The sequence below is a fragment of the Draconibacterium sp. genome, from assembly GCF_041583095.1.
GTDB lineage: Bacteria > Bacteroidota > Bacteroidia > Bacteroidales > Prolixibacteraceae > Draconibacterium.
The window spans coordinates 1-2793 of record NZ_JBFHGM010000418.1 but is presented as its reverse complement, the minus strand read 5'-3'; the positions used below and the strand labels follow the sequence as shown (position 1 = coordinate 2793).

The following is a 2793-nucleotide window of genomic DNA, read 5'->3' as shown; positions in this document are numbered from 1 at the left end:
CTCACAGGCCTGCTCCAGGTATGATTTTCTGCTCATAATAATTTTGGTTAAAAATTTATGGGCAGAAAAATCAGTATATACCTCCAACTATTCCTATTTTAGGTGGAAAATAAGCTCCCGCAAAGCGGGTTTAGTTCAACAATATGCACAAAGCATGGCAGAACTGCCACGTTTCATACACTTTATTTTTAGCGTTATTAAAGACCAAAATAGTATGACAAGAAAATTAATGAAACTAAAATTCATCATTCTAATAATCCTCTTTTTAATGAATGGATGTGCCGATTCGGAGACTGTAACCGGATACTGGACAGGAGTAATAGAAATGAATGGAAAGAAAGTGGATTTAGCACTTGAGCTGAATTCAGAAGGGCAAACATTTTCGAGTTATGATTTAATGCTGATAAATCAACCAATAAGTGATTTGAAAATAACAAACACCAATATCAGTTTTTCACTTTTGCTCGATGTTGAACTGCATTTTAAAGGAGAACGAAAGAACAACGAAATAAAGGGAACCGTTGAAATGCAAAACGGACCGCCAAATATGAATATGACTTTTGATTTAACAAAACAACCCAAAACTCCGGATAAGCCATATTCTGTTGAAAATCTGACATTAAAAAGCAAGAATGTTGTCCTGGTTGCCGATTATTACAAACAGAAAGCCAACGGAAAATTCCCTGCAATCGTTTTATTACACGGGTCGTCAACAAATCTGAGAAGTGATTATTTATATGATGCTGACTATTTTGCCAAACAAGGATTTGAGGTTTTAATATTTGATAAAAGGGGAAACGGAGAATCAACGGGAGAATATTTTACCTCAGGTTATGAAGAAATAATTGACGATGCCATTGCCTGTTTGGAATTTCTCAGCAAAAAAGAAAGTGTTGACAAAATGAAAATAGGACTTTGGGGGTATAGCCAAGGGGCAATGCTTTTACCAAGAATTGCATCGAAATCAAATATTCCCAAGTTTCTTATTGCTAAATCGCCTGAAGTAATCAATGTAACAGAAGCAGCAGCATATTCTGATAGTTCAAGAGTAGTTAATTCTGGAAACTCAAATTCCAATGGGCATATTGCTGCAAATAGCCATAGAGAAGTTGAAAAATTGATTAACAATGGAGCAAATTATAAGGAAGTTGAGAACTTTATTCAGCAAAACGCTCTAAAATACCGTTTTATGAATCAGACTGGATTATATAGCGGTTTAAACATTGACAAGAATGAATTTGATGGTTTCTACTGGAAAGGCAGAACTGAAAACTTTTATTCTTTCTGGAAAGAAATAAGAATACCAACTTTAGTATTATTAGGCGGAAGAGATGATTTGGTCAACACAGAAAAAAATAAATTGCTACTAAATAATTTGAACAATGAATATCTTGAAATTGTGGATTTTCCTTTAGCAAATCACCATTTGAAAAAGACATTTAATCCGACAATGGATAGTGAATTTGATTTTCCACGACTAATTGAGGGATATACCGAAAATGTTGAAGAATGGATTGAAAAAGAAATAACGAAACGCTAACAACGAACTGAGCTTAAAAACAAGTAGAAGCTATTATGTATTCGACAAAAAAAGGGCTACAAAAGCCCTTCATCGGCGAAGCTCATGTAACCTTCACCGGTTATAATCAGGTGGTCTAAAAGTAACAGACCAACGGCTTTGCAGCCTTCTTTCAGTTTTTGAGTAATTGCAATATCCGCCTGGCTGGGTTTCTGGCTGCCACTTGGATGATTGTGAGAAAGCATTACCGATGAGCAGTTCGCTTTTAAAGCTGTTTGCAGGATAATCCGTATATCAACTACAGTACCGTCCAGTCCGCCTTTGCTGATACAGCTTATTCCAAGGACCCGGTTGGCACGGTTCAGGAACAATACGTTCACTTCCTCGTGGTGTTCCATACAATCTTTATGTGCCTCGGTAAATATCTGCGAGGCATCTTCCGAACATTTAACAACAAAACGTTCTGAAGCTTTTACGTTGTCTTTATACGACACTGTAATTTCCGGAATGGAGAAATAATTAACTTTCATAATGCAAAAATTTTAATGGTTCAACACTAATTTTTTGCTTTCACCATCACAGGTAATCAATGACTTCGCGCAAGGTTTTTGCAAAGAATACTACCCGCAGGTGTGGAGATTGTTTGTAAAACACGCAGGGCTTGACCTTGCAGTTTGTCAATGATTTACCTGTATTTTTGCCTGAAAATTAGAGGGAGAAACCGCCGTTAAAGGGCTTTTTGTTACTTTTTCTCCCGCTCAGGTAATCGGCTCATGGAAAAAGTAACGGGCGGAGAAAACCGCCCGTTTGTTTACTTTAAATGTTTCATTTTTTGAAGTTGGGATAACATGTACTTATAGTTTTCACCAACCGTTTGTCCCGATGGCATTTTGTACGGACTGTCTTTGCAAAGCCTACATTGTTCAATTGCTTTGTCCAAATCTGTTACCTCAATGCTTGCTCCTGTAATATCGGTTATCGTCGCTTTCATTGTCCCAATATTTTTTAGATACATACCACTTATCAGAATAGTTGTTGCCCAGTAAGGTAAACACGCCACTAAAATTGCTGCTATCAGCAAATTGTTTGGCTTCCAGTATGGAATCAAATTCGCCTAACTTTCGAAACCCGATAAAGAGTTTATACATTTTATCCTTCTTCACCAGCCATTTATCGCGACGACTCCGGCACTCTCCCAAAGTTGGGGCTGTTGTTGAAAACAGTTCCCCGTCTGTGTGCCGGTAATCGTACTGGTAAAATGTTTGATTTTGGTG

At 37.2% G+C, this 2793-nt stretch carries 2 protein-coding genes and 1 pseudogene; 1 reads left to right on the top strand and 2 read right to left on the bottom strand.

Going from position 1 to position 2793, the window contains the following annotated elements:
• A partial coding sequence (locus ABZB17_RS22035) for an alpha/beta fold hydrolase (RefSeq protein WP_372653747.1) occupies positions 1–1540 on the top strand: 1540 nt, incomplete at its 5' end.
• Positions 1541–1596: 56 nt separating this feature from the next.
• Here ABZB17_RS22035 and ABZB17_RS22030 read toward each other — a convergent pair.
• Positions 1597–2049, bottom strand: coding sequence for a RadC family protein (locus ABZB17_RS22030; protein ID WP_372653745.1), 453 nt, complete (start codon positions 2047–2049; stop codon positions 1597–1599).
• 624 nt (positions 2050–2673) lie between these two features.
• Positions 2674–2793, bottom strand: a pseudogene (locus tag ABZB17_RS22025) (DUF3873 family protein); the annotation flags it as partial.